The sequence below is a fragment of the Duncaniella sp. genome (assembly GCF_029054785.1).
Lineage (GTDB): Bacteria > Bacteroidota > Bacteroidia > Bacteroidales > Muribaculaceae > Duncaniella.
In genome coordinates, this window is record NZ_JAIDEN010000056.1 from 1 (window position 1) to 21,930 (window position 21,930).

Genomic DNA, 21,930 nt, shown 5'->3' on the forward strand with positions numbered 1-21,930 from the left:
GTCAGATATCACTTTAGCAAAACCCCGCGTCAATTTCGCGTCGGTTAAAACCCCTCTCCCTTATCCTGACTTTCTGGAGGTGCAGCTGAAGTCGTTCCAGGACTTCCTTCAGCTCGACACTCCCCCGGAAAAAAGAAAAAACGAGGGACTCTTCAAGGTGTTCGCCGAAAACTTCCCCATCGCCGACACCCGCAACAACTTTGTGCTTGAGTTCCTTGACTATTACATCGATCCTCCGCGTTACACGATCGACGAATGTCTCGAACGCGGTCTGACTTACAGCGTTCCCCTCAAGGCCAAGCTCAAACTCTACTGTACTGACCCTGACCACGAGGACTTCGCTACTGTGATACAGGACGTCTACCTCGGCCCGATCCCCTACATGACTGACAAGGGTACCTTTGTCATCAACGGCGCCGAGCGCGTTGTCGTGTCTCAGCTCCACCGTTCGCCCGGCGTGTTCTTCGGACAGAGCACCCACGCCAACGGCACCAAACTTTACAGCGCCCGTATCATCCCCTTCCGCGGCAGCTGGATCGAGTTTGCTACTGACATCAACAACGTCATGTATGCCTACATCGACCGTAAGAAGAAACTCCCTGTGACCACTCTTCTGCGTGCGATCGGCCTCGAAAGTGACAAGGACATCATCGAGATCTTCGGACTTGCCGAGGAAATCAAGGTCAACAAGACCAACCTCAAGAAAGCCGTGGGCCGCAAGCTCGCCGCCCGTGTGCTCAAGACCTGGGTCGAGGACTTCGTTGACGAAGATACCGGCGAAGTTGTTTCGATCGAGCGTAACGACGTGATCCTCGACCGCGAGACTGTCCTTGAAGAAGAGAACATCCAGGAAATTCTTGATTCGGGCGTGCAGACCGTGCTTCTCCACAAGGAAGACGCCAACACCTCCGACTACTCCATCATATTCAACACTCTCCAGAAGGATACATCCAACTCCGAGAAGGAAGCTATCCAGTACATCTACCGACAGCTCCGCAACGCCGAGCCGCCGGACGATGCCAGCGCCCGCGAAGTCATCACCAACCTTTTCTTCTCTGAAAAGCGTTATGACCTCGGCGAGGTGGGCCGCTACCGTATCAACAAGAAACTCGGCCTCACCACCTCGATGGATGTCAAGGTGCTCACCAAGGAAGACATCATCGCCATCATCAAATATCTCATCGAGCTTATCAACTCGAAGACCGATGTCGACGATATCGACCACCTGAGCAACCGCCGTGTGCGCACCGTAGGCGAGCAGCTCTACAACCAGTTCAACGTAGGTCTGGCCCGCATGTCGCGCACCATCCGCGAACGCATGAATGTCCGTGACAACGAAGTGTTCACCCCGATTGATCTTATCAACGCCAAGACCATTTCGAGCGTCATCAACACATTCTTCGGCACCAACGCCCTCTCACAGTTCATGGACCAGACCAACCCGCTGGCCGAAATCACTCACAAGCGCCGTATGTCGGCCCTCGGCCCCGGCGGTCTTTCACGTGAGCGTGCAGGCTTCGAGGTCCGTGACGTACACTATACCCACTACGGCCGTCTCTGCCCGATCGAGACCCCTGAAGGCCCGAACATCGGTCTGATCTCCTCGCTCTGCGTCTATGCGAAGATCAATGACCTCGGCTTCATCGAGACTCCCTACCGCGAAGTCAAGGACGGAGTGGTCAACCTCAAGAACGACGAAGTCGTCTACCTCACCGCTGAAATCGAAGAAGGCAAGATCATCGCCCAGGGCAACGCTCCTGTCAACGACAACGGTGACTTCATCAACGAGCGCGTCAAAGCCCGTATGGACGCCGACTTCCCTATCGTCGCCCCGGACCAGGTGGAACTCATGGACGTGTCGCCCACCCAGATCGCCTCGATCGCAGCATCGCTCATCCCCTTCCTCGAACACGACGACGCAAACCGCGCGCTCATGGGATCGAACATGATGCGTCAGGCTGTGCCCCTGCTGCGCAGCGAGTCGCCGATCGTCGGAACAGGCATCGAAGGCCAGCTCATCCGCGACAGCCGCACCCAGATTATGGCCGAGCGCGAAGGCACCATCGAGTTTGTCGACGCAACCGTCATCCGCATCCGCTATGACCGCACCGAGGACGAAGAATTCGTTTCGTTCGAGGACAGCGTGAAAGAATACCGTCTCCCCAAATTCCGCAAGACCAACCAGAGCACCACTATCGACCTCCGTCCCATCTGCAACAAGGGACAGCGCGTCAAGAAAGGCGACATCCTCACCGAAGGCTACTCGACCGAAAAGGGCGAACTCGCTCTCGGACGCAACCTCAAGGTGGCCTTCATGCCCTGGAAGGGTTACAACTATGAGGACGCCATCGTGCTCAACGAACGCGTGGTCCGCGAAGACATCCTCACATCAGTCCACGTCGACGAATACACTCTTGAAGTCCGCGAGACAAAACGCGGTATGGAAGAGCTCACCTCCGACATCCCCAACGTGTCGGAAGACGCTACCAAGGACCTTGACGAACGCGGCATCATCCGCGTGGGCGCCCACATCGTCCCCGGCGACATCATGATCGGCAAGATCACTCCCAAGGGCGAAAGCGACCCCACTCCGGAAGAAAAACTCCTCCGCGCCATCTTCGGCGACAAGGCCGGCGACGTGAAGGACGCTTCTCTCAAGGCTTCTCCCTCGCTCAAGGGTGTTGTCATCGGCACACATCTTTTCCAGAAAGCCGAAAAGAAAAAGACCAAGAAGAGCGCAAGCGCAGTGCTGCCCAAGCTCGACGAGGAATATGAAGACCGTCTCAACGCTCTCAAGGATCTCCTTGTTGAGAAACTCATGACTCTCACCAACGGCAAGACATCACAGGGCGTGAAGGACTTCCTCGGAACCGACATCATCCCCAAGGGTGCAAGATTCTCCGCCGCTACACTGCGTGAGATCGACTACGACACCATCAACCTCTCGAAGTGGACAGCCGACGCCCACAAGAACGACATGATCCGCGCCACCATCGTCAACTACCTGCGCAAATCCAAGGAGATCGACGCCGAACTCCGCCGCAAGAAGTTCGACATCTCCATCGGCGACGAGCTCCCCTCAGGCATCATGAAGCTCGCCAAGGTCTACATCGCCAAGAAGCGTAAGATCAGCGTCGGTGACAAGATGGCAGGCCGTCACGGTAACAAGGGTATCGTTTCGCGTATCGTGCGTCAGGAAGACATGCCCTTCCTCGCCGACGGTACTCCGGTCGACATCGTCCTCAACCCGCTGGGTGTGCCTTCGCGTATGAACCTCGGACAGATCTTCGAGACCGTCCTCGGATGGGCCGGCCGCGAACTCGGCGAGAAATTCGCCACCCCGATCTTCGACGGCGCCACACTTGACGACCTCAACGAGTGGACCGACAAGGCTGGCATCCCCCGCTACGGCAAGACCTACCTCTACGACGGCGGCACAGGCGAACGCTTCGACCAGCCCGCAACCGTAGGTGTGATCTACATGCTTAAGCTCGGCCACATGGTTGAAGACAAGATGCACGCCCGCTCGATCGGTCCGTACTCACTCATCACCCAGCAGCCTCTCGGCGGTAAAGCCCAGTTCGGTGGACAGCGTTTCGGTGAGATGGAAGTCTGGGCGCTCGAAGCATTCGGCGCCGCCCACATCCTCCAGGAGATCATCACTGTCAAGTCCGACGACGTCACAGGCCGCTCGAAGACCTACGAGGCTATCGTCAAGGGCGAGGCCATGCCACCCGCCGGAATTCCCGAATCACTCAACGTGCTTCTCCACGAACTCCGCGGCCTCGGTCTCAGCATCAACCTTGAGCAGTAATGTCAGCCCCGGCGACATCCTTAATTTTAACATTGTTTTCATATTATATATATGGCTTTTAGAAAAGACAATAAGCAAAAAAACAGTTTCTCAAAAATCTCCATCGGGCTTGCTTCGCCTGAGGAGATTCTTGAGAAGTCGAGCGGCGAGGTGTTAAAACCTGAAACCATCAACTACCGCACCTACAAGCCTGAGCGCGACGGCCTCTTCTGCGAGCGCATCTTCGGTCCTGTAAAGGACTTCGAATGCCATTGCGGCAAGTACAAGCGCATCCGCTACAAAGGCATTGTCTGCGACCGATGCGGTGTTGAAGTGACCGAAAAGAAAGTACGTCGTGAACGCATGGGCCACATCAAACTCGTGGTTCCCGTGGCTCACATCTGGTATTTCCGCTCGCTTCCAAATAAAATCGGCTACCTCCTGGGCCTTCCCTCGAAGAAACTCGACGCAGTCATCTACTACGAACGCTACGTCGTCATCAACCCCGGTGTTGCCGCCGAAGGCGAGAAGCCCGTACAGCGTCTTGACCTTCTCTCAGAGGAAGAATACTTCGAGATCGTAGACCGTCTGCCCCGTGAAAACCAGCTCCTTGACGACACAGACCCCAACAAGTTTGTGGCCAAGATGGGTGCCGAGGCAATCTACGACCTTCTCAAGGACATCAACCTCGACGACCTCTCCTACGCCCTGCGTGACCAGGCCAACTCCGAAGGCTCGCAGCAGCGCAAGACCGAGGCCCTCAAGCGCCTCCAGGTGGTTGAATCGTTCCGCGCATCGCGCGAGCGCAACCGTCCCGAATGGATGATCCTCCAGGCAGTGCCCGTCATTCCGCCTGAACTCCGTCCGCTCGTGCCCCTCGACGGCGGCCGCTTCGCGACCTCCGACCTCAACGACCTCTACCGTCGCGTCATCATCCGCAACAACCGTCTGAAACGCCTCATAGAGATCAAGGCTCCTGACGTCATCCTCCGCAACGAAAAGCGTATGCTTCAGGAAGCCGTCGACTCACTCCTTGACAACTCACGCAAGTCTTCAGCCGTCAAGACCGAAGCCAACCGTCCCCTCAAATCGCTCTCTGACTCGCTCAAGGGCAAGCAGGGCCGCTTCCGTCAGAACCTCCTCGGTAAGCGTGTCGACTACTCGGCCCGTTCAGTTATCGTCGTAGGTCCCGAACTGAAGATGCACGAGTGCGGTATCCCCAAAAACATGGCTGCCGAACTCTATAAGCCCTTCGTCATCCGCAAGCTCATCGAGCGCGGCATCGTCAAGACCGTCAAATCGGCCAAGAAGATCGTCGACCGCAAGGAACCCGTCGTATGGGACATTCTCGAATACGTTATGAAGGGCCACCCCGTGCTCCTCAACCGTGCCCCGACGCTTCACCGACTCGGCATCCAGGCCTTCCAGCCCAAGATGATCGAAGGCAAGGCAATCCAGCTCCACCCCCTCGCATGTACGGCATTCAACGCCGACTTCGACGGTGACCAGATGGCAGTCCACCTCCCGCTCGGCAACGAGGCCATCCTCGAAGCCCAGCTGCTCATGCTCGGATCGCACAACATCCTCAACCCCGCCAACGGTGCGCCTATCACCGTCCCCTCTCAGGACATGGTGCTCGGTCTCTACTACATCACCAAACTCCGCAAGGGCGACAAGGGCGAAGGTCTGAAATTCTACGGTCCTGAAGAAGCAGAGATCGCCTACAACGAAGGCCGTGTCACACTCCACGCACCCGTATCGGTAGTGGTCGATGACATCGACGAATTCGGAAACCCGATCAAACACCTCGTCGACAACACCTCCGTAGGCCGTGTGCTCGTCAACCGCTACGTCCCCAAAGAAATCGGCTACGTCAATGAGATCCTCTCGAAGAAATCACTGCGTACCATCATCTCGCGCGTAATCAAAAACTGCGGTATTCCCCGTTCGGCACAGTTCCTTGACGACATCAAGAACCTCGGTTACTACATGGCATTCAAGGGCGGTCTGTCGTTCAACCTCGGCGACGTCCTTATCCCCGCCGAAAAGGAAGAATATGTACGCGAAGGCTACGAGCAGGTTCAGGAAGTCCTCAACAACTACTCGATGGGCTTCATCACCAACAACGAACGCTACAACCAGATCATCGACATCTGGACACACGTCAACTCACGTCTGGCCGACACCCTCATGAAGCAGATCTCGGCAGACAAGCAGGGCTTCAACCCTGTCTACATGATGCTTGACTCCGGTGCCCGTGGTTCTAAAGACCAGATCCGTCAGCTCTCCGGTATGCGTGGTCTTATGGCCAAGCCCCAGAAGAGCGGTGCCGAAGGTGGTCAGATCATCGAGAACCCGATTCTTGCGAACTTCAAGGAAGGTCTTTCGGTGCTCGAATACTTCATCTCAACCCACGGTGCCCGTAAGGGTCTTGCCGACACCGCGCTCAAGACAGCCGACGCCGGTTATCTTACCCGTCGTCTCGTCGACGTGGCCCATGACGTCATCATCAACGAGGAAGACTGCGGAACCCTCCGCGGACTCGTCTGCACCGAAATCAAGAACAACGACGAAGTTGTCGCTTCTCTGGGCGAACGCATCCTCGGACGCGTCTCTGTCCATGACATCATCGATCCCACCAATGGCGAGCTGATCGTAGCCGCCGGCGAAGAGATCAACGACGTGGCAGCCGACCGCATCAACGAATCGCCGATCGAATCGGTTGAAATCCGTTCGGTGCTTACCTGCGAATCCAAGAAAGGCGTCTGCGCCAAGTGCTATGGCCGCAACCTCGCAACTCACCGCATGGTCCAGATGGGCGAAGCTGTCGGCGTGATCGCCGCACAGTCAATCGGCGAGCCCGGTACTCAGCTTACCCTCCGTACATTCCACGTCGGTGGTGTCGCCTCGAACATCGCGGCCGTCAACTCGCTCACCTCGCGCTACGACGGTATTCTCGAAATCGAAGAACTCCGCACCGTGCAGACCGAGGAAGTTGACGCCAATGGCCGCAAGGTCGACGTGGTGATCGGCCGACTCGCAGAAATGCGAATCATCGACCCCACCACAAAGATGATGCTCACCAACGCCAACATCCCCTACGGTGCCAAACTCTTCTTCGACAACGGCGCCCGCGTCAAGAAAGGCGACGTCATCTGCGAATGGGACCCCTTCAACGCCGTCATCGTCAGCGAAGCCGGTGGTAAGGTACAGTACGTCAACCTCACCGAAAACGTCACCTTCCGCGTCGACTCCGACGAACAGACCGGTCTCCGCGAAAAGATCATCATCGAATCCAAGGAGCGTGGCAAAGTTCCCGAAGCCAACATCGTCGATGCAAACGGCCAGATCCTCCGCACCTACGCACTCCCCGTGGGCGCCCACCTCATGGTCGACGAGAACGCCGAACTCAAACCCGGCGAAATCTTCGTCAAGATCCCGCGTGCCGCAGGTTCTGCCGGTGACATCACCGGTGGTCTCCCCCGTGTGACCGAGCTCTTCGAAGCCCGCAACCCCTCGAACCCCGCAATCGTCTCGGAAATCGACGGCGAAGTCAAGTTCGGAAAGGTCAAGCGCGGCAACCGCGAGATCTCAGTCACCTCAAAACTCGGCGAGACCAAGAAATATCTCGTGCCCCTGTCCAAGCAGATCCTCGTTCAGGAAAACGACTACGTCCGCGCAGGTACACCGCTTTCCGACGGTGCCACCACCCCGGCCGACATCCTCAACATCATGGGTCCGACAGCCGTTCAGGAATACATCGTCAACGAAGTCCAGGACGTCTACCGCATGCAGGGTGTGAAGATCAACGACAAGCACTTCGAAGTGATCGTGCGCCAGATGATGCGTAAAGTCAACATCCTCGATCCGGGCGACACCAACTTCCTCGAACAGCAGGTTGTCGACAAGCGCGACTTCATGGACGAAAATGACCGCATCTGGGGCAAGAAAGTTGTCACCGACGCCGGCGACAGCGAAAACGTCAAGCCCGGACAGATCATCACCGCCCGCAAGCTCCGCGACGAAAACTCATCGCTCAAGCGCCGTGACCTCCGTCCGATCCAGGTACGTGACGCCCAGCCCGCGACATCCGAACAGATCCTCCAGGGTATCACCCGTGCCGCACTCCAGACATCGTCGTTCATGTCGGCTGCTTCCTTCCAGGAAACAACCAAGGTGCTCAACGAAGCCGCGATAAACGGCAAGGTCGACTACCTCGCAGGCATGAAGGAAAACGTCATCTGCGGTCACCTCATCCCCGCCGGTACCGGACTCCGCTCCTACGAGCGCATCGTAGTCGGCGGCAAGGACGACATCGAAGACGCCTTCGACATCCCCGTCGTATCACGCGACGAAGCACCCGAAGTCGTTGACGTAGCCCACACCGAACTCTGATCCCCGCGTCTCTCCACATGTAGAGACAAGCGATAACCCCCACAGTCACCCCCTGACGACAAAAGTTCGTCAGGGGGTGACTTGCGTTTTGGAGAATGAAAATGCAGAGATGGTTTGGGCAGCCGAGGCTCGGAGAGCCTGAGTTTTCGAACCCCCAGGGTGAGCGAGCGCCGGAGCGACAGCATAGGCTGAGCGGCGCGTGGGGTCGTGAGACGCATTTCGGTCAAAGCTGAGTGTCGCATAATCAGTGTTTGGCGCTTTGGGTCGTGAGACGCATTTCGGTCAAAGCTGCTCAGTGTTTAGCGTTTCGTTCCGTCGAAGCTGCGTAGCAGCGTGAAGAATCCAGGCCACAGCAAGAGCCCCGTAGGGGTTCGCAGCTGTGGTTAATGGATGGCATATAAAGATTTAGAGCGCCGTAGGTGCGAAACATTGGTTGCGTTGTGTCAGCCTGGAGGCTCGGAGAGCCTGAATTTCAGACCTCCCAGGGTGAGTGAGCCCCGGAGCGATAGCGGAGGCCGAGCGGTGCCTGGGGTAGTGGCAGAGAGCCGCTGAATCTGCCTCGGAGAGGCTGGTTAGGATTCATGTCAGCATATACTCCTCCCATCTTTTGCCGGAGTTCAGTATCAGCTTTTGGAATTCGGTTTCAAAGGGCTGTATAAGATGATGTGTTTTCTGATTTATGATATAGTGTATCACGTTCTCTTTGGCCGACGGAGATACGGATGCCGCGAAATATTCCTTTCCCCAGCCGTCAAAACTCGGATAAAGGCCTGACCGCTTCATCCACATACTGCTGTTCTGCTTGATATGCCGCACAAATTCTGAAAGAGCCTCTGTCGGGTGCAAGTCAACGAGCATATGCAGATGATTGCCTATTCCGTTGATACAATACAGATAGCTGTGTCTGGCTTTGACAAGGTTTGCAATTATAGAGTATAGATCCTGACATGTTGTTTCTGGAATGGTCAACTGTCGGCAATGTGTATTTATGACGATGTGTAGAAGCTGTGCTGTCTGGCTCATGAGGAGAGGATAGTGAGTTACTTGTATAGCAAAAGTAATATCTATTATTTCAATATGCAAATTTAGAGGGGGTAAAACAATATCTTGTTGTATTACGATGTTAACCAGCCTCTTCGAGGCTGATTAGTTGCTTGTTCTCTACCCCAGGCATCGCTCGGCCTTCGCTGTCGCTTCGGCTCTCGCTAACCCTGGGGTTTCGAAAACATAGGCTCTCCGAGCCATCACTGGTCCTGGCGCAGCTTAACGATAGCTCGGCGATGAATCATCTGCGGCTACATATGGCTTGGTGTCGGCAGTCCGGCCCGGCAATGGCTCTGAGAGGCGATGATCATTTGCGGTTGCATAGGTCTTGGAGGATCATGGAAAGCATTGGGGCTGGTTTGCGATGGCTCGGAGAGCCTATGTTTTCGAAACCCCAGGGTTAGCGTAGGCCCGCAGGGCCGTAGCGATGCCTGGGGTAGAGCCTGTCATTCCCTCCGCCTGCCTCGTAGAGGCTGGATAACATCATCTTGCTATCAAAGCTCATTGCATTATCCCCGCCCCGGAGCAGGGAAAAAATAAATCATTGCTTAATCCGCGAAAAATTCGTAAATTTGTGCTTACTTATCATAACAGATACGCGCCATGACCGAGAATGACGAACTAATCCACGATGACATCGAGACTCCGGAATCAGCCGGAGTCACTCCGACACCTGCCGCCGACTATGATGAGGACGATATAAAGACACTTGACTGGAAGGAACATATCCGCCGGCGTCCCGGTATGTACATCGGCAAGCTGGGCGACGGATCGAACTTCGACGACGGCATCTATGTACTGATCAAGGAAGTGCTCGACAATGCCATCGACGAATACATGATGGGCTTCGGAAAGCAGATCCTCGTCGACGTGGCCGACGGGACAGTCACCGTGCGCGACTATGGCCGCGGAGTGCCTCTGGGCAAGCTCGTCGATGTCTCTTCAAAGATGAACACCGGCGGCAAATATGACTCAAAGGCATTCAAGAAATCCGTAGGTCTGAACGGTGTCGGCATCAAAGCCGTCAACGCCCTCTCGACAGAGTTCTTCATCAGCAGTGTCCGCGATGGACAGATGAAAAGCGTGCTCTACCGCTGCGGAGAGATCGTAGAGGAGAGCGACATCGAGCCAACCACCGAAGCCAACGGCACACTGGTGCGCTTCACCCCTGACGCAAGCATCTTCCGCGACTATGCCTACCGCGACGAGTTCATCATCCCGCTGATCAAGAACTACACCTTCCTCAACACCGGACTGGCCGTCATCTTCAACGGCAAGCGCTACATTTCGCGCCACGGCCTTCTCGACCTGCTGCGCGACAGCATGACCACCGATCCGCTCTACGCCCCGATCCATCTCAAAGGCGACGACATCGAGGTGGCCATCACCCATGCCAATCAGCGCGGCGAGGAATACTACTCCTTCGTCAACGGCCAGCACACAACCCAGGGCGGCACTCACCTGACTGCCTTCAAGGAATCGGTCTCACGCACACTCAAAGAATACTTCAAACGCGATTTCGACTACTCCGACATCCGCAACGGAATGATCGCCGCCGTCTCCATCAAGGTAGAGGAGCCGGTGTTTGAATCGCAGACCAAAACCAAACTCGGAAGCCGCGACATGGGACCCGAAGGTCCGACCGTGGCCAAGTTTATCGGTGACTTCATCAAAACCGAGCTTGACAACTATCTGCACCGCAACACCGACGTCGCCGACATCATCCTGAAAAAGGTCCAGGAGAGCGAACGTGACCGCAGGGCGATGGCCGGCATCACAAAACTCGCCCGCGAGAAGCAGAAAAAGGCCAATCTCCACAACAAAAAGCTCCTTGACTGCCGCGTCCATCTCAACGACAGCCGCGGAAGCGAGGAGAAGAAACTCGCATCGTCGATCTTCATCACCGAGGGTGACTCCGCTGCCGGTTCGATCACCAAGATCCGCAACGTCGAGACCCAGGCCGTGTTCTCGCTGCGAGGAAAACCTAAAAACTCCTATGGCGTCCCGGCCAAGATCCTCTATGAGAACGACGAGTTCAACCTCCTTCAGGCCGCTCTGAACATCGAGGAGGGGATCGACGGACTGCGCTACAACAACGTCATCATCGCCACCGATGCCGACGTCGACGGAATGCACATCCGCCTGCTGCTGATGACATTTTTCCTCCAGTTCTTCCCCGACATGATCAAGAAGGGGCATCTCTACGTGCTCCAGACCCCGCTGTTCCGTGTGCGCAACCACAAGACCACCAAGCGAGGCGCCCGCGGATCGGCATCGGCTGCGGAGGACACTTACTACTGCTACACCGACGAAGAACGCATCGCCGCCATCGAGAAACTTGGCGACAATGCCGAAATCACCCGATTCAAGGGTCTCGGAGAGATCTCGCCTGAAGAATTCCGCGGCTTCATTGGTCCTGACATGCGTCTCGACCGTGTCACCCTCCGCAAGGAGGACGCTGTTGCCGAGCTGCTTGAATTCTACATGGGCAAGAACACAATGGAGCGCCAGAACTTTATCATTGACAATCTTGTTGTCGAAGATGACTCGCAGATCGTCTGACCCCCGCGCAGTCTCATCAAGCATTTGTTTTTCAGATGAACACAATCCTGTTTCCCGGCTCATTCAATCCCTTCACCGTGGGCCATCAGTCACTCGTCTCGCGGATTCTGCCGCTTTTTGACCGCGTTGTCATAGCCGTCGGAGTCAACTCCGGCAAAGAAACCGGCCCGCAGACCGATACCCGTGTCGAGGAGATCCGCGCCCTCTATGCCTCAGAGCCGAAAGTCTCGGTCATTGCCTATTCCGGCCTGACGGTCGACGCCTGCGAGGCCCAGGGCGCCCGCTGGATGTTGCGCGGAGTCCGTTCGGCTGTCGATTTCGAATATGAGCGCAACCTGGCCGACATCAACCGCCGGATCTCAGGAATCGAGACCCTCCTGCTCTTCACCCTGCCGGAATATGCGGCGGTATCCTCCTCGGTGGTGCGCGAGCTGCGGTCCTACGGGCGCGATGTCAGCGAATTTATCCCGCAGCCATAAAAAGATATACACACACTTTTACACAATCCGACAGATGAAAAAACTGTTTTTTTCCACCATACTCCTCATTGCAGTCTGCCTGACCTCTCTGGGGCATATCCAGTTTACGCCCGAACGCAAGCTGCGTTACGCCGAACAGATCATCGAATCATATTATGTCGACCAGATCGACACCGCCAAGGTGGTGACTGAAGCCATCGTCGCGATGCTCAAGACCCTCGATCCGCATTCGACCTACTCTTCGCCCGAAGAGACCCGCGAGCTGACCGAGCCGCTCGACGGCAACTTCTCCGGCATCGGCATCCGCTTCCAGATGAACAATGACACGCTCTATGTCATCGAATCCGTGGCCGGAGGTCCTTCGGAGAAAGTCGGCATCATCCCCGGCGACCGGATCATCTCCTGCAACGACACTGTCATTTCAGGTGTCAGCATGAAGAACAACGACATCATGAAGGTGTTGCGCGGCCCGAAAGGAACAGTAGCCCGACTGAAAGTCCTCAGAAAGGGCAACCCCCAGCTGCTCGAATTCCGTGTTGAGCGCGACAACATACCCATTTACAGCGTCGAGGCCTCCTATATGATCAACGACTCCGTAGGCTACATCAGCGTCAGCCGTTTCGCTGAGGCGACCGCCGACGAAGTGCGCGAGGCTATGGGCAAGCTGAAGAAAAACGGAATGCGCCATCTGATCCTTGACCTTACGGACAACGGCGGCGGCTACATGCGCCCGGCAACTGACATCTCCGACATGTTCCTGCGCAAAGGCGACCTGGTGGTCTACACCGAATCGCCCAAAAACGGAGTGGCCGAGTATGTCACCCAGAAAAACGGATCGTTTCTCGACGGTCGTGTCGTTGTGATGGTCAACCAATATTCGGCATCGGCAAGCGAGATCCTTTCAGGAGCGCTCCAGGACAACGATCGTGGAGTGATCGTCGGACGCCGCACCTTCGGCAAGGGACTCGTCCAGCGTCCTTTCCCCTTCCCTGACGGCTCGATGATGCGTCTGACAGTCTCGCGCTATCACACCCCCTCCGGACGCTGCATCCAGAAGCCCTATGTCGACGGCGATGACGAGAACTATCAGCTCGACATGATCAACCGCTTCAATGCCGGGGAGCTGACCAATGCCGACAGCATCCATCATTTCGCCGATTCGCTGCTTTTCCATACCCGCCGGCTCCACCGTCCGGTCTATGGCGGCGGGGGCATCATGCCCGATAAGTTCGTGGCGATCGACACGACGATGTATTCGCCCTACTACCGCGACCTGATCGCCAAGGGAGCGGTCAACAATTTCACGGTCAACTATGTCGATGCCAACCGCGCGAAAATCAAGAGCAGCTATCCGACCGAGGAGGCCTACATAGCAAAATTCACTGTCTCGCCTGAGATCATGCAAGGCCTGATCGACCGCGGGACAGCCGACGGCGTCACCTATAATGAGGAACAGTTCCGTTGTTCGGAGCCTCTGCTGCGGGCCATTGTCAAAGGCCTGATCGGTCGCGATATCTACGAACAGTCGACCTACTCACGCGTTGTCAGCCCCCTCGACCCGACCTTTGCGGCCGCTGTCAAAATCATCAACGATCCCGCACTCTATAAGTCCTATCTCACCTCCCCGCAGAAGTAGACTTTAAGGTTGGCTGTCAAAAGCCCGATTCAATAAATTCAGGGGGGCGCATCCCCTGCCATAATAGCCCAGTAGGGACGCTTTTTAAAGCGTCCCTACTGGCAGTTTTGTCCTGACGGGAGGATCCTTTACTGATCAGCTTTGGAGTAGAGCGAGAACTCGCAGCCGTATTCATCGACGAGTCTGTTGTCAAGCTCGTCGGCCTTTTCGGCGAGACCTACAATATTGTTGAGGATGCGCTCGCGTGAGTCTTCGGTCAGATCGGCGAGATGGATGCGGTAGCAGAGATAGATCTGACGGCCGTCAACCCCCATCTTGTAGGGATAGAAGTCGGTGTCAAGCATGTAGTCGAGCACCTTTTCGACATTTTTCTTCGGGAGCAGATTGATCGGTGACACGGCAAAAAGATAGTTGCGGTCATAGACGAAGAGTCTGATCTCAGAGCTGCCGCGGTGAAACACCCAGACATTGTGGCCGCTTCGGGCGAGCACCGGATTCAGTCCCATTCTCTCGATGGCGCTTTCGCAGAATCTGCCCAGAGGAGACATCTCATGGACTGCCGACACGCGCTCGTCAAGACGTGCTCCGCATGAGGGACAATATTCCTCGTCGCCGGATATAAGCTCGTCGCAGCTGTCACACTGTACGTGAAACTCTCCGCGGTCAAGGTCGCCGATCGCGTCGAGCAGCTGGGCCAGGGATTCAAGGCGGATGCCGAAGCCCATGTTGTCGGCTGACGAAGAGGCGAATTTGCTGACTGTCACGCCGATTATCTCGCCTTTGTCATTGACGATAGGGCCTCCGGAGTTGCCGGGATTGACCGGTGCGTCGATCTGGATGTAATATTTTCCGTCCATCAGCTGGCGCGGAGAGGAGAGGGAGCCTTCGGTGATTGTGAAGGGCATTCCGAAGGGGTAGCCTGCCACATGGACCTTGGAGCCTATGGCCGGATCCTCGCCGTCGGCGAGAGGAAAGTCGGGGAGATGGCTGAAGTCGGCATCGACGGCGAGCAATGCAAGGTCAAGTTCAGGATTGACTACAACCACACGTGCCTCGTAGGGGTTGCGCTCATTGTCATGGACGGCAACTTTGCGGTAGCCTGCCACAACATGATAGTTGGTCACAAAAATGTCGTGCTGCTTGAGATAGAAGCAACTGCCTGACCCATCGGCATGGGTCACTTTATATATGAGTTTGTTTATTTCAGGATTCATAAGACAGATGGATTGATGATGGTGAATGGATTGAACGGTAGACGTGGGATCAGTCAGGATTCTTTCAGGAGCCCAGGGTACTGAGGATACGCATCTGAAGTTCTGTTGCGAGGCGCATGTATTCGGTCATGTTGCCTGCTTTCAGCGCATCGTCCATCCGGCGCTGGATGTCGGCGATCTCTTCTCCGCTCATGGCTTCGGTAAGTTTCTGAGAGTCTGACAGGATGTTGGCTGGCATCTCCGAAAGATCGTCGTCTTCTTCGTCGTCATCCTCGTCATCGTCGTCTTCTTCGTCGTCATCATATTCCTCGTCATCCTCATCATCGTCCTCATCGTCATCGTCATCCGGCTCGATGTCACCGTCCATGATTTTGTCGAGTGCGTTGAGAAGTATTCCAGCTGCTTCCTTGAGGGGGAGTCCGGCACTTTCGCGCAGAGCCGTGATGATCAGATATTCCAGAAGGAGAGAGATGTTGTTTTCGGCAAGCAAGGAGTAGAAGGAGAAGAAAATGCGCACGACAACCTGGTCGTAGTCTCCTTTCTGCATCGCCTGTGTGACATCCTCGTGGAGGCTTTCAAAGTCATCCTGTACACTCTGGAGCGGTGCTAGTGGCTTCATGGACACCATCATCTCCACCGTGTAGAGGTCTTTGGCCAGTTCTTCCTTCGGGGTCTCCATGAGTTTCTGGAGAAATGCCGTGCCGCGTGAGACGAGTTCCTCGATCGGGCGCTCGTCACTCATGGACTCGACTGCCTTTTCGATCTCGTTGATGAGCTGTCCCTGCGGGTTGGCGATGAAGGTGAACTGATGGATGGCCGCGCGGATTATGGTCCAGGCGTAGATGTAGCGGCGCTGGGAGTTATATTCTCCGGCGGCTTTAAGGGCAAGCCCGGCTACGGTTTGCAGGCCGTCATAGACTTTGTCGACCTCTTCCTGGGTATAGGGTGTGATTTTCGGAGTGTAGCAGCGTTCGGCTTTGAAACGGGTGCAGAACTCATCGTCATACTTGTCGCCGATGGCGCAGATATTGTAGATTATGGCGTGGATCTTGTGGGGATGGGTGTCGGTCAGAGGACATTTATAGTCCATTCTCAGATAGTCACCGCTCTTGACAAAGCGGGCAAGCATGAGATTGTTGATGTTCATTTCGGCGATCTGACGCAACATCGCAACACGGCCTTTTTCCGGAAGACGCAGGAATTCGGCGGAGATATGCAGACTTTCGTCTGTGATGTCGATCTGCACGACTATCGAGCCGTGGGGAATTCTGAACGATGTCCCGTCTTCATTGCCGTAGCGTTCGCGGAAATCGCTGTCGAGGGCATCGATCAGCAGATGGATGGCGTTGACATAGTCTTGGCTTTCAAAAGCCTCGACAGCCTCACCCATAGTCTCGCCGTCGGTATAGACAAGCTGAGAGTCCGTTGCCGGTGGGATATAAGGAAATGACTGTTTCATCTTGCAAGTGTTTTTGTGATATGGTTAATTTTCGGTAAAGTCTTTTGATTGGTCAGGATGCGCAGAGTTGCCTCTGCTGTGGCCTATCGGGCCAGGAGGGCCGGGCGCAGGATGAAGGGCAGGGGCTCGCGAAGCACGATTGATTTGTCAGCCGTGACTTTGCGGAATGCCTCGGCGGCCTCTTCGGCGCTCTGGCAGGTTGCGGTGCAGACGTAGTAGAGCGGTTCGCGGGTGTGGATGATGAAGGCTTCGGGATAGCCGTTGGCCTGAAGGCGTGCGCGCATCTGCCGGGCATTGAACACCTGGCGGAACTGCCCGACTACAACGTTGTAGCGTTTGAGCATTTCGCGTGAGGCCCCGCCGTCATCCGTATAGCCCACATATTCGGTGCGCATCGGAAGCGAGTCGCTGCCGGTGACGAGATCCGAAGTGCGGGCACTGTTGCGGATGCGGGCATAGATGGTTGAATCCACCCCTGACGTTTCACGTTTTTGGGCGACAGCCGTTTCATAGGCCTGACGGTAGTTGTTTTCGTTGGTCTTGCAGCTGCTGAGACTGAGTATTGTCGTCAGCAGGGCGGCAGCCGGCAGAAGCCGCATGAAATTGAAGCGTCGGTACATGATTCAGTGATATTACTAAGAGGTGGGTTCTATTATATAATGTGGATTCGGGGCGGATGGTTCAGACAACGTGGTAGCCCGCAGTGGCGAGGGCTTTGTGCAGTATGTCGATGTGATCGTTGTTGCGGGTCTCGACTTCGACGCGGATCAGACAGCCGTTGATCGAGGTGAGGTGGGAATTGCGCTCGTGGGTCACGGAAATGATGTTGGCGCCGTTTTCGCCCAACACGCGGCAGACGCCGGAGAGCTGTCCGGGCTGGTCGGTGAGGTCGAGTGTGAGGGTGCAGTTGCGTCCGCTCTTGACAAGGCCGCGGGTGATCACGCGGTTGAGGATCGTCACGTCGATATTGCCGCCTGAAACCACACAGACTGTCTTCTTGCCCTGGATGGGGACCTTGTTGAACATGGCGGCTGCCACAGATACGGCGCCGGCTCCCTCGGAAACCAGTTTCTGCTGCTCGATCAGCGCGAGGATAGCGGCTGCGATCTCGTCTTCGCTGACGGTCACGATCTCGTCGACATATTTTGAGCAGAAGTCAAAGGTGTTGATTCCGGGTTCCTTCACGGCTATGCCGTCGGCTATCGTGGCCACTTTTTCGAGGCGTTCGCGCTCTCCGGCCTTGACCGAGCGGAACATCGAGGGTGCGCCTTCAGCCTGGACTCCGTAGACTTTGACATCGGGTTTGAGCTGCTTGAGTGCAAATGCGATTCCCGCGATCAGACCGCCGCCGCCGATGGGGACGATCACGGCCTCGACGTCGGGCATCTCTTCGAGGATTTCAAGTCCGATGGTGCCCTGTCCGGCAATCACTTTGAGGTCGTCAAAGGGGTGGATCAGGGTATAGTTGTGTTCTTTCTGAAGTTCGAGCGCTTTCTGGTAGGCATCGTCATAGACACCGGGCACAAGGCAGACTTCGGCACCGAGGCGTTTTGTGGCCTCGATCTTCGAGATCGGTGCTCCGGCGGGGAGACAGATGATGGATTTGATGCCGTTGCGTGTTGCTGCGAGGGCCACTCCCTGGGCATGGTTTCCGGCCGAGCAGGCGATCACGCCGTGGGCTTTCTCCTCAGGGGTGAGCTGGGAGATCTTATAGTAGGCGCCGCGGAGTTTGAACGCGCCTGTGTGCTGGAGATTCTCAGGTTTGATATAGACCTCGGCTTCAGGATTGATATTGGGAACGCCGATCAGACGCGGATGGCGTGCAACATCGCGCAGCACCTGGGCTGCGCGGTAGATTTCAGAAATTTCAAGTGTTTCAGCCATGATGAATGTTGGGTTATTATCATGACGCAAATTTATGAAATCCCGATCTATCCTCCAAAATAAGAAGTTGTTTTTAAACAACCTCTAAACAACATCTAAAAATACCCGGCCGCGCTGCATAGGTTGCGCGGACCGGGTATCTTGTTTTATTCGGTATTGGTATGAAGCTTAAAAATGTCTGCTGAACCGGCTGTCGGTTGCCTGATAGCCGCTTAGAGGGTGTTGTGAAACAACCTCTTATTTGCCCGGCTCTTCCTGAATGCGCAGTTTGTCTTCGAGTATTTCAAGCTGCTGGAGACCGGAGGCGCGCCACTGGGGTTCGCCGTTTTTGAAGATGATCAGCGTCGGGACGCTCCGGATCTGATATTTGGCTGAAAGATCGGGGTTGCGGTCTACGTCGATCTTGACGATATTGGCGGCATCGCCCACCTTGTTTTTAAGCTCCTCAAGGATCGGACCCTGCATTTTGCACGGGCCGCACCATGTGGCGAAGAAGTCGACCAGAGTCGGCTTGTCACTGTTGATTATTTCATTGAAATCATTCATAACGATAGCGTTTTTTATAGAGTGGGTGTTGAAAAAAGTCATTGTTCGGTGACTTTATAACACCGTTACGCCATCGTTGGTTTACTGTCACCCGTCACTTCAGGCAGGCGGCCATCTCCTTGAACGCGAAACTGCGCTTTTCGTCACCGTCGCGCAGGGCGAGGGTGATGATGCCGTCAGGGGCTACGGACTCGATGCGGGCCATGATGCGCTCGCCGCGCAGATTGTCGGTGTAGGGCCAGTAGCCTTCACGTCTCCAGAGCAGTTCGAAGTAGCGTTTTTGCAGATCTTCGCTTGCTGTGGCTATGGCTCCTGTCTCGCGGAGGATCTCGCTGACGGTTTCTTCGGTCAGCCGACGCAGCTGATAGCTGAGTCCGGTCAGCATGGCCATCGACACCGGGTTGGGGGCGTCGGACAGGAAGCGGGTCTGGTTGACGTTGATGCCCATCCCGACGATGCAGTGGTTGATTCCGCTCTGGGTGATTGAGTTTTCAATGAGGATCCCGCAGATTTTGCGGTCGCCGGCATAGATGTCGTTGGGCCATTTGATCCTGATCTCTTCGCCGGGAAGATGGCGCGAAAGGACGCTGACAATGGCCACCGAGACTGCCTGGGAGACCAGAAACTGGCGCGAGGGGTGGAGCCCGGCGGGTTTCAGCAGGAGCGACATGGTGATGTTTTTGCCCGGCTCTGACTCCCAGCTGTTGCCGCGTTGGCCGCGACCGGCGGTCTGACACCGGCAGACCACTGTCAGGCCTTCGCGGCTTTCGCGGGCTATGGCTGCGAGATAGCTGTTGGTCGAGGCTGTCTCTTCAAGCTCGATTATTTCCATTCTCAGGCTTCGGCGGGATTGTCGATGGTCAGGCAGCGTCCGCCGTCGGGGAGTACTTCGATCTTGACTCTGACGGTGTCGTCGGGTAGGATGTCGTCGATGCGGTCGGGCCATTCGATCAGGCAGAGTGCTCCGGAGTCGAGATAGTCCTCCACGCCGATGTCAAAGGCCTGTTCGAGCGATTCGATGCGGTAGAGGTCGAAGTGGTAGATCAGCTCGGCGGTGGTGTCTGAGCGGTATTCGTTGATGATTGAGAATGTCGGCGAGCCGGTCGGGTCTTCCTCTACTCCTAATGCGCGGCAGAGGGCGTTGATGAATGTGGTTTTTCCGGCGCCCATCTCGCCTTCAAAGGTGTAGACGGTCGCGTCGTCCATCAGGCTCAGAAATTCCTGGGCTGCCTGAGGGAGAGCTTCGACGGAGGGGATCATTATTTTTTTCATGCGGTAAGTGACTTTTATTGTAAGTGACTTTTGTTTGATTCTATTTGGCTGTCAGAGTGATGATCGGAATGAGCATCTCTTCGGGCGAGATGCCGCCGTGCTGGAAGGTGCCGTCGTAGTACTGCACGTAATAGTTATAGTTGTTGGGATAGGCGAAGAAGTCGCGGCCTGTCGCGAAGATGTAGGTCGACGAGACATTGGGGGCGGGGAGGCCCAGACGTGCGGGCTGTTTGACCTCATAGACCTGCTTTGCGTTGTAGGCGAGGTTTTTGCCTATCTTGTAGCGGAGGTTGGTGTTGGTGTTCTTGTCACCGACAACTTTGACGGGATTGTCGACGCGGACGGTGCCGTGGTCGGTCGTGAGCACTATCTTGTAGCCCTTGGCCGCTATCCGGCGGAAGATCTCGATTGCCGGCGAGTGGCGGAACCACGATTCGGAGATCGAGCGGTAAGCGGCGTTGTTGGCGGCCAGTTCGCGGATCATGCGTGATTCGGTGCGGGCGTGGGAGAGCATGTCGATGAAGTTGAAGACGATGACGTTCAGGTCGTTGTCAAGCAGGTTGGAGAATTCACGCAGGAGTTTCTCACCGGCGGCGGAGTCGTTGATCTTCGTGTAGGAGAATTTGCAGTGGCGGCGGTAGCGCTCGAACTGAGTGGCGATCATCGGCGACTCGTTGAGGTTTTTGCCTTCGGGGGCATCTTCGTCGACCCACAGGTCGGGGAACATTTTTTCGATGTCGACCGGCATCAGTCCGGAGAAGATAGCATTGCGGGCATACTGTGTGGCGGTCGGGAGTATCGAGCAGTAGAGTTCCTCGCTGAAGTTGAAGGTGTCGGCCAGAAGGGGCTTGACGGCGGCCCACTGGTCGAGACGGAAGTTGTCGATCAGGATGAAGAAGACCTTTTCACCGGCGTCGAGCAGCGGGAACACGCGGTTTTTGAAGATGTCGGGCGACATCATCGGGCGCCCCGGTGCGTTTTTGTCGGCGATCCATCCGGCATAGTTGTTTTTGATGAATTTAGCGAAGGCGGTTCCGGCATCCTTGCGCTGCATGTCGAGAAGCTCGTCCATCTGGGTGTCGGTGGCGGAGAGCTGCATTTCCCAGTGGACCAGGAGCTTGTAGAGGTCCATCCAGTCGCTGATCGTGGAGGCGGAGTCGATCATGGTCGAGATCCGCGAGAACTCCTGGCGGTAGTCGCTTCCGGTCTGGGTGGAGACGAGGCGTTCGGAGTGGAGGTTCTTTTTGATTGAGAGCAGTATCTGGTTGGGGTTGACGGGTTTGATCAGATAGTCGGCGATTTTGTTGCCGACGGCCTGGTCCATGATGTTTTCCTCCTCGCTTTTGGTGATCATGATGACCGGGATGTGGGGCGAGGTGAGTTTTATGCGCTGAAGGGTTTCGAGTCCGGTCAGTCCGGGCATGTTCTCATCGAGGATGATGAGGTCGAAGTTCTGCTGCGCGGCAAGTTCAAGGGCGTCGGCGCCGCTGCATGCGGTCACGACGTCGTAGCCTTTGCCTTTGAGAAACATTATGTGGGGCTTCAGGAGATCAATCTCGTCGTCGGCCCAGAGTATGGTTGATGACATGGCGCTTGTTTTTGCTGTTGAGGGGGATGGTCTGAGGCTTTTGGGGTCAGTCTTCGTC

At 55.9% G+C, this 21,930-nt stretch carries 14 protein-coding genes; 5 read left to right on the forward strand and 9 right to left on the reverse strand.

Annotation, left to right across the window (positions count from 1 at the left end):
* Positions 1–7: 7 nt before the first annotated feature.
* Positions 8–3,814: a DNA-directed RNA polymerase subunit beta gene (gene rpoB, locus K2H17_RS03740; protein ID WP_300131605.1), complete on the forward strand. Its 3,807-nt coding sequence runs from the start codon at positions 8–10 to the stop codon at positions 3,812–3,814.
* A 51-nt stretch (positions 3,815–3,865) separates the two neighbouring features.
* Positions 3,866–8,188 (forward strand): DNA-directed RNA polymerase subunit beta', encoded by a 4,323-nt coding sequence (gene rpoC / locus K2H17_RS03745; protein WP_300131585.1) that lies wholly within the window; start codon positions 3,866–3,868, stop codon positions 8,186–8,188.
* A gap of 579 nt (positions 8,189–8,767) precedes the next feature.
* On the opposite strand, the gene K2H17_RS11205 is transcribed toward rpoC, so the two are convergent.
* Positions 8,768–9,211 carry a transposase gene (locus K2H17_RS11205; RefSeq protein WP_363319921.1) on the reverse strand — a complete coding sequence of 148 codons (444 nt, stop codon included), beginning with the start codon at positions 9,209–9,211 and terminating at the stop codon, positions 8,768–8,770.
* 624 nt (positions 9,212–9,835) lie between these two features.
* Here K2H17_RS11205 and K2H17_RS03750 point away from each other — a divergent pair.
* From K2H17_RS03750 to K2H17_RS03760, 3 genes are read left to right on the forward strand one after another with little or no spacing between them, the layout of a single operon-like run.
* Complete coding sequence (locus K2H17_RS03750; RefSeq protein WP_300131586.1) at positions 9,836–11,794, forward strand: DNA topoisomerase IV subunit B; 1,959 nt, start codon at positions 9,836–9,838, stop codon at positions 11,792–11,794.
* A gap of 35 nt (positions 11,795–11,829) precedes the next feature.
* Positions 11,830–12,273, forward strand: coding sequence for a pantetheine-phosphate adenylyltransferase (coaD, locus tag K2H17_RS03755; RefSeq protein WP_300131588.1), 444 nt, complete (start codon positions 11,830–11,832; stop codon positions 12,271–12,273).
* A 34-nt stretch (positions 12,274–12,307) separates the two neighbouring features.
* Positions 12,308–13,909, forward strand: coding sequence for a S41 family peptidase (locus K2H17_RS03760; protein WP_300131590.1), 1,602 nt, complete (start codon positions 12,308–12,310; stop codon positions 13,907–13,909).
* A 128-nt stretch (positions 13,910–14,037) separates the two neighbouring features.
* On the opposite strand, the gene K2H17_RS03765 is transcribed toward K2H17_RS03760, so the two are convergent.
* The 8 genes from K2H17_RS03765 to K2H17_RS03800 form a co-directional block, all read right to left on the reverse strand.
* A complete protein-coding gene (locus tag K2H17_RS03765; protein ID WP_300131592.1) occupies positions 14,038–15,123 on the reverse strand; it encodes a trypsin-like peptidase domain-containing protein in 1,086 nt (361 codons plus the stop codon).
* A 64-nt stretch (positions 15,124–15,187) separates the two neighbouring features.
* Positions 15,188–16,582 (reverse strand): hypothetical protein, encoded by a 1,395-nt coding sequence (locus K2H17_RS03770; protein WP_300131593.1) that lies wholly within the window; start codon positions 16,580–16,582, stop codon positions 15,188–15,190.
* An 83-nt stretch (positions 16,583–16,665) separates the two neighbouring features.
* Positions 16,666–17,202: an SPOR domain-containing protein gene (locus K2H17_RS03775; RefSeq protein WP_300131595.1), complete on the reverse strand. Its 537-nt coding sequence runs from the start codon at positions 17,200–17,202 to the stop codon at positions 16,666–16,668.
* Positions 17,203–17,263: 61 nt separating this feature from the next.
* Entirely contained in the window at positions 17,264–18,466 is a 1,203-nt protein-coding gene (gene ilvA, locus K2H17_RS03780; protein WP_300131597.1) for a threonine ammonia-lyase, read from the reverse strand.
* A 237-nt stretch (positions 18,467–18,703) separates the two neighbouring features.
* A complete protein-coding gene (gene trxA, locus K2H17_RS03785) occupies positions 18,704–19,012 on the reverse strand; it encodes a thioredoxin (RefSeq protein ID WP_300131599.1) in 309 nt (102 codons plus the stop codon).
* A 94-nt stretch (positions 19,013–19,106) separates the two neighbouring features.
* Positions 19,107–19,844, reverse strand: coding sequence for a biotin--[acetyl-CoA-carboxylase] ligase (locus tag K2H17_RS03790; protein WP_300131601.1), 738 nt, complete (start codon positions 19,842–19,844; stop codon positions 19,107–19,109).
* A 2-nt stretch (positions 19,845–19,846) separates the two neighbouring features.
* A complete protein-coding gene (tsaE, locus tag K2H17_RS03795) occupies positions 19,847–20,284 on the reverse strand; it encodes a tRNA (adenosine(37)-N6)-threonylcarbamoyltransferase complex ATPase subunit type 1 TsaE (RefSeq protein ID WP_300131603.1) in 438 nt (145 codons plus the stop codon).
* A gap of 40 nt (positions 20,285–20,324) precedes the next feature.
* Positions 20,325–21,872, reverse strand: coding sequence for a bifunctional response regulator/alkaline phosphatase family protein (locus K2H17_RS03800; RefSeq protein WP_300131607.1), 1,548 nt, complete (start codon positions 21,870–21,872; stop codon positions 20,325–20,327).
* Between the last annotated feature and the right edge of the window lie 58 nt (positions 21,873–21,930).

What these genes read in the sequence shown, in the direction of transcription:
- rpoC (WP_300131585.1), top strand. Translation starts at nt 3,866, where the DNA reads ATGGCTTTTAGAAAAGACAATAAGCAAAAAAACAGTTTCTCAAAAATC.
- K2H17_RS11205 (WP_363319921.1), bottom strand. Translation starts at nt 9,211, where the DNA reads ATGAGCCAGACAGCACAGCTTCTACACATCGTCATAAATACACATTGC.
- K2H17_RS03750 (WP_300131586.1), top strand. Translation starts at nt 9,836, where the DNA reads ATGACCGAGAATGACGAACTAATCCACGATGACATCGAGACTCCGGAA.
- coaD (WP_300131588.1), top strand. Translation starts at nt 11,830, where the DNA reads ATGAACACAATCCTGTTTCCCGGCTCATTCAATCCCTTCACCGTGGGC.
- K2H17_RS03760 (WP_300131590.1), top strand. Translation starts at nt 12,308, where the DNA reads ATGAAAAAACTGTTTTTTTCCACCATACTCCTCATTGCAGTCTGCCTG.
- K2H17_RS03765 (WP_300131592.1), bottom strand. Translation starts at nt 15,123, where the DNA reads ATGAATCCTGAAATAAACAAACTCATATATAAAGTGACCCATGCCGAT.
- K2H17_RS03770 (WP_300131593.1), bottom strand. Translation starts at nt 16,582, where the DNA reads ATGAAACAGTCATTTCCTTATATCCCACCGGCAACGGACTCTCAGCTT.
- K2H17_RS03775 (WP_300131595.1), bottom strand. Translation starts at nt 17,202, where the DNA reads ATGTACCGACGCTTCAATTTCATGCGGCTTCTGCCGGCTGCCGCCCTG.
- ilvA (WP_300131597.1), bottom strand. Translation starts at nt 18,466, where the DNA reads ATGGCTGAAACACTTGAAATTTCTGAAATCTACCGCGCAGCCCAGGTG.
- trxA (WP_300131599.1), bottom strand. Translation starts at nt 19,012, where the DNA reads ATGAATGATTTCAATGAAATAATCAACAGTGACAAGCCGACTCTGGTC.
- K2H17_RS03790 (WP_300131601.1), bottom strand. Translation starts at nt 19,844, where the DNA reads ATGGAAATAATCGAGCTTGAAGAGACAGCCTCGACCAACAGCTATCTC.
- tsaE (WP_300131603.1), bottom strand. Translation starts at nt 20,284, where the DNA reads ATGAAAAAAATAATGATCCCCTCCGTCGAAGCTCTCCCTCAGGCAGCC.
- K2H17_RS03800 (WP_300131607.1), bottom strand. Translation starts at nt 21,872, where the DNA reads ATGTCATCAACCATACTCTGGGCCGACGACGAGATTGATCTCCTGAAG.